Below are 5,704 nucleotides of genomic sequence, written 5' to 3'. Positions count from 1 at the left end.
GAAACAAATTAAGAAAAGAAGTTGACAGACTATTAAAACATGATATGATGGTCAGCTCGCTAAATAGGATAAGCCAGATTGGTTTAGCATATTTAGTTAGAATACTTTAACTGGACGACAGTTAGAGACATTATTTAAAAGCATAACTAAAGAACAACTTGTGTGGATTTTTGCTGATTCAGAATGCTAAAAAATAAAGTTGGTTGACTATCTTTTCGATAGGATTCTAACTATAAAAATTATCATTTAAGACAGTAAAAAAACTCAAAGTTAATTCATTACGAACATAATTTTTAGCGATTTTGCCAGATTAGATGAGCCAAGTTTAGAAGTCTCTTTAAAGGACTTCATAGCAAGATTAAACTGAAGAGTTTGATCATGGCTCAGATTGAACGCTGGCGGCAGGCTTAACACATGCAAGTCGAGCGGAAACGATGATAGCTTGCTATCAGGCGTCGAGCGGCGGACGGGTGAGTAATACTTAGGAATCTACCTAGTAGTGGGGGATAGCACGGGGAAACTCGTATTAATACCGCATACGACCTACGGGAGAAAGGGGGCAGTTTACTGCTCTCGCTATTAGATGAGCCTAAGTCGGATTAGCTAGATGGTGGGGTAAAGGCCTACCATGGCGACGATCTGTAGCTGGTCTGAGAGGATGATCAGCCACACCGGGACTGAGACACGGCCCGGACTCCTACGGGAGGCAGCAGTGGGGAATATTGGACAATGGGGGAAACCCTGATCCAGCCATGCCGCGTGTGTGAAGAAGGCCTTTTGGTTGTAAAGCACTTTAAGCAGTGAAGAAGACTCTTCGGTTAATACCCGGAGACGATGACATTAGCTGCAGAATAAGCACCGGCTAACTCTGTGCCAGCAGCCGCGGTAATACAGAGGGTGCAAGCGTTAATCGGAATTACTGGGCGTAAAGGGAGCGTAGGTGGCTCGATAAGTCAGATGTGAAATCCCCGGGCTCAACCTGGGAACTGCATCTGATACTGTTGAGCTAGAGTATGTGAGAGGAAGGTAGAATTCCAGGTGTAGCGGTGAAATGCGTAGAGATCTGGAGGAATACCGATGGCGAAGGCAGCCTTCTGGCATAATACTGACACTGAGGCTCGAAAGCGTGGGTAGCAAACAGGATTAGATACCCTGGTAGTCCACGCCGTAAACGATGTCTACTAGTCGTTGGGTCCCTTGAGGACTTAGTGACGCAGCTAACGCAATAAGTAGACCGCCTGGGGAGTACGGCCGCAAGGTTAAAACTCAAATGAATTGACGGGGGCCCGCACAAGCGGTGGAGCATGTGGTTTAATTCGATGCAACGCGAAGAACCTTACCTGGTCTTGACATATCTAGAATCCTGCAGAGATGCGGGAGTGCCTTCGGGAATTAGAATACAGGTGCTGCATGGCTGTCGTCAGCTCGTGTCGTGAGATGTTGGGTTAAGTCCCGCAACGAGCGCAACCCTTGTCCTTAGTTACCAGCGGGTTAAGCCGGGAACTCTAAGGATACTGCCAGTGACAAACTGGAGGAAGGCGGGGACGACGTCAAGTCATCATGGCCCTTACGACCAGGGCTACACACGTGCTACAATGGTAGGTACAGAGGGCAGCTACACAGCGATGTGATGCGAATCTCAAAAAGCCTATCGTAGTCCAGATTGGAGTCTGCAACTCGACTCCATGAAGTAGGAATCGCTAGTAATCGCGGATCAGAATGCCGCGGTGAATACGTTCCCGGGCCTTGTACACACCGCCCGTCACACCATGGGAGTTGATTGCACCAGAAGTGGATAGCTTAACCTTCGGGGGAGCGTTCACCACGGTGTGGTTGATGACTGGGGTGAAGTCGTAACAAGGTAGCCGTAGGGGAACCTGCGGCTGGATCACCTCCTTATAGATGGCATTCGGTCAGCAAGAATTCACAACAAGTTGTTCTTTAGTTTAAGCTAGTTTATTAGCTAGAGGTATATGCCTCGTACAGGCCTGTAGCTCAGCTGGTTAGAGCACCGTGTTGATAACGCGGGGGTCGGCAGTTCAAGTCTGCCCAGGCCTACCATTATTAGGGGCCATAGCTCAGTTGGTAGAGCGCCTGCCTTGCACGCAGGAGGTCAACGGTTCGACTCCGTTTGGCTCCACCACATAATAAACTATTCTTTGGATGCTAATAAATAAATAGGTATCAAATAGAAACAAGTGATTCGTCTTAGTAAAGACAAGATTACTTCTTTCTGTTTTATACAGAATCTGTGACTCGACGAGAGCATAGAGACTATTTAAAAACATAGATATGAGTCTGGGTTAGGAAGAGCGTGTTCACGCGCACTTCTTAACCTTAATAACTCACTACTTAACGACATCAGTTGTTATCCCAGTGGTGAGTTATTAAAAAAGTAAAGAGAACTGAATCAAGCGTATAAAATTAGGTGATATCGTTATCATAATTAGACTTATATAACACTTAGAAATCTAACTCCTATCTTTAGTAATAAAGGTTAGAGAAAGACTACTTGGGGTTGTATGGTCAAGTAATGAAGCGCACATGGTGGATGCCTTGGCAGTCAGAGGCGATGAAAGACGTGACAGCCTGCGATAAGCTTCGGGGAGGCGGCAATATCCTGTGATCCGGAGATTTCTGAATGGGGAAACCCACCTACCATAAGGTAGGTATCTTGTACTTGTACAAGAGGCAAACGAGGGGAAGTGAAACATCTCAGTACCCTTAGGAAAAGACATCAAATGAGATTCCCCAAGTAGCGGCGAGCGAACGGGGAGAAGCCGATTAATGCTAATGTAGAAGAACAGCGTGGGAAAGCTGACCGTAGTAGGTGATAGTCCTGTATTCGAAACATTAGCGTTAACATATTAAGTAGGGCGGGACACGAGAAATCCTGTTTGAAGATGGGGGGACCATCCTCCAAGGCTAAATACTCCTGACTGACCGATAGTGAACCAGTACCGTGAGGGAAAGGCGAAAAGAACCCCTGTGAGGGGAGTGAAATAGAACCTGAAACCGTGTGCGTACAAGCAGTGGGAGCCTTAATTTATTAGGGTGACCGCGTACCTTTTGTATAATGGGTCAGCGACTTATGTTCTGTAGCAAGGTTAACCGTTTAGGGGAGCCGTAGGGAAACCGAGTCTTAATAGGGCGTTTAGTTGCAGGGCATAGACCCGAAACCGAGTGATCTATCCATGAGCAGGTTGAAAGTGCCGTAACAGGCACCGGAGGACCGAACCCACTATCGTTGAAAAGCTAGGGGATGACTTGTGGATAGGGGTGAAAGGCTAATCAAACTCGGTGATAGCTGGTTCTCCCCGAAAGCTATTTAGGTAGCGCCTCGGACGAACACCATTGGGGGTAGAGCACTGTTTCGGCTAGGGGGTCATACCGACTTACCAAACCGATGCAAACTCCGAATACCGATGAGTGATATCCGGGAGACACACAGTGGGTGCTAACGTCCATTGTGGAGAGGGAAACAACCCAGACCGCCAGCTAAGGCCCCAAATTCCTAGTTAAGTGGGAAACGAGGTGGGAAGGCATAGACAGCTAGGAGGTTGGCTTAGAAGCAGCCATCCTTTAAAGAAAGCGTAATAGCTCACTAGTCGAGTCGGCCCGCGCGGAAGATGTAACGGGGCTCAAACTAGGAGCCGAAGCTGCGGATTTGAATTTGTTTTCAAGTGGTAGGGGAGCGTTGTGTAAGCCTGTGAAGGTGTGTCGTAAGGCATGCTGGAGGTATCACAAGAGCGAATGCTGACGTGAGTAACGATAATGCGAGTGAAAAGCTCGCACGCCGGAAGATCAAGGGTTCCAGTCCAACGTTAATCGGGGCTGGGTGAGTCGACCCCTAAGGCGAGGCCGAAAGGCGTAGTCGATGGGAAATCGGTTAATATTCCGATACTTGTTTATAATGCGATGGAGGGACGGAGTAGGTTATGTCAGCCTGGCGTTGGTTGTCCAGGTGAAAGGATGTAGGCAGACAGTTTAGGCAAATCCGGACTGTCACTATGCTGAGATCTGATAGCAAGCTGTACTTGTACAGCGAAGTGGCAAATACCATGCTTCCAGGAAAAGCTTCTAAGCAATAGTTATAAACGAATCGTACCCTAAACCGACACAGGTGATCAGGTAGAGAATACCAAGGCGCTTGAGAGAACTCTGCTGAAGGAACTAGGCAAAATGGTACCGTAACTTCGGGAGAAGGTACGCTGCCGATGGTGATAGGACTTGCTCCTTGAGCTGTTGGCAGTCGCAGATACCAGGCTGCTGCAACTGTTTATTAAAAACACAGCACTCTGCAAACACGAAAGTGGACGTATAGGGTGTGATGTCTGCCCGGTGCTGGAAGGTTAATTGATGGGGTTAGCGTAAGCGAAGCTCTTGATCGAAGCCCCAGTAAACGGCGGCCGTAACTATAACGGTCCTAAGGTAGCGAAATTCCTTGTCGGGTAAGTTCCGACCTGCACGAATGACATAATGATGGCAGCGCTGTCTCCAGCAGAGACTCAGTGAAATCGAAATCGCAGTGAAGATGCTGTGTACCCGCGGCTAGACGGAAAGACCCCGTGAACCTTTACTACAGCTTTACATTGAACTTTGACCTGACTTGTGCAGGATAGGTGGGAGGCTTTGAAGCAGACACGCTAGTGTTTGTGGAGCCAATCTTGAAATACCACCCTGGTCATGTTGGGGTTCTAACTCAGGTATAACAATACCGAGGACAATGTATGGTGGGTAGTTTGACTGGGGCGGTCTCCTCCTAAAGAGTAACGGAGGAGTACGAAGGTGCGCTCAGACCGGTCGGAAATCGGTCGTAGAGTATAAAGGCAAAAGCGCGCTTAACTGCGAGACCCACAAGTCGAGCAGGTACGAAAGTAGGTCTTAGTGATCCGGTGGTTCTGTATGGAAGGGCCATCGCTCAACGGATAAAAGGTACTCTGGGGATAACAGGCTGATACCGCCCAAGAGTTCATATCGACGGCGGTGTTTGGCACCTCGATGTCGGCTCATCTCATCCTAGGGCTGAAGCAGGTCCTAAGGGTATGGCTGTTCGCCATTTAAAGAGGTACGCGAGCTGGGTTTAGAACGTCGTGAGACAGTTCGGTCCCTATCTACCGTGGGCGTTGGAAATTTGAGAGGATCTGCTCCTAGTACGAGAGGACCAGAGTGGACGAACCTCTGGTGTTCGGGTTGTCACGCCAGTGGCATTGCCCGGTAGCTACGTTCGGATGGGATAATCGCTGAAAGCATCTAAGCGAGAAGCCCACCTCAAGATTAGATTTCCCTAAAGAGCCGTTGAAGACTACGACGTTGATAGGCAGGGTGTGGAAGTGCAGCGATGCATGTAGCTAACCTGTACTAATTGCTCGTTTGGCTTGACCATACAACACCCAAGTGGTTTGTATGAAAGCTCTAATTAATCTATCTTGTATAGCCTAGGCTATAGAATATATATAATTTCGATATCACCTTTAACCTTGATTCAGTTAGGTTACAAGTTGGTCGACCAATAGATAATATCTTGAAAGTCAAAACAATAATAACAGACTCATATCTAACCCCCTTTGCTGACGACAATAGCACGATGGAACCACCTGATCCCTTCCCGAACTCAGAAGTGAAACATCGTCGCGCCAATGGTAGTGTGGTTCGCCCATGTGAGAGTAGGTCATCGTCAGCTCTCTATTCCAGATAAACCCCC

General features: G+C 48.0%; 2 tRNA genes and 3 rRNA genes. All 5 read left to right on the top strand.

Annotated features, from left to right (window positions below):
- The first annotated feature begins 360 nt into the window (after nt 1-360).
- Nucleotides 361-1,899: ribosomal RNA gene (locus tag FQ082_RS12810) — 16S ribosomal RNA — on the top strand.
- 85 nt (nt 1,900-1,984) lie between these two features.
- A tRNA-Ile gene (locus FQ082_RS12805) sits at nt 1,985-2,061 on the top strand.
- Between the two features lie 6 nt (nt 2,062-2,067).
- Nucleotides 2,068-2,143, top strand: a tRNA-Ala gene (locus FQ082_RS12800).
- Nucleotides 2,144-2,524: 381 nt separating this feature from the next.
- Nucleotides 2,525-5,386 (top strand): 23S ribosomal RNA (locus tag FQ082_RS12795).
- A 183-nt stretch (nt 5,387-5,569) separates the two neighbouring features.
- Nucleotides 5,570-5,683 (top strand): 5S ribosomal RNA (rrf, locus tag FQ082_RS12790).
- The 16S, 23S and 5S rRNA genes sit together here with 2 tRNA genes alongside, the layout of an rRNA operon.
- Nucleotides 5,684-5,704: the final 21 nt, after the last annotated feature.

Source organism: Psychrobacter sp. ANT_H56B (assembly GCF_008369245.1).
Taxonomy (GTDB): domain Bacteria; phylum Pseudomonadota; class Gammaproteobacteria; order Pseudomonadales; family Moraxellaceae; genus Psychrobacter; species Psychrobacter cryohalolentis.
Note: the sequence above shows the minus strand (reverse complement) of the source record. Positions and strands in the feature narration are given on the sequence as shown.